This window comes from Natrinema sp. CRL1 (genome assembly GCF_059162405.1).
This window is the reverse complement of the sequence record NZ_JBLVOY010000036.1, coordinates 1-240: the sequence shown is the minus strand read 5'-3', so window position 1 is coordinate 240 and position 240 is coordinate 1. Positions and strand designations below refer to the sequence as shown.

1 protein-coding gene is annotated in these 240 nt (G+C 55.8%); it reads right to left on the bottom strand.

Annotated elements, in window-relative coordinates; genetic code table 11:
- A partial coding sequence (locus ACJYUO_RS21915; RefSeq protein WP_494347415.1) for an Eco57I restriction-modification methylase domain-containing protein occupies positions 1-240 on the bottom strand: 240 nt, incomplete at both ends.

The window sequence follows — 240 nt, the reverse complement described above, 5'->3', positions numbered from 1 at the left end:
GCCGAATGTTGAAGTCGATGTTCGGCAGCGGTTCGACTTCGTTTGGTTCGTCCTCAATGTCCGCGACCATCGACAACCAGAGACGGAGTTTACAGATCTCCACCGCCCCCTGGTCAATATCTACCCCGTAGAGATTATTCAGGATGACCGTGCGCTTTGCGTAGAGCGACGCCCCACCCTGGCCTTCGTTAATCTCCTCCAGTTCGTCACGGGTGCGAGAATCCAACTCCCAGCCCTTAC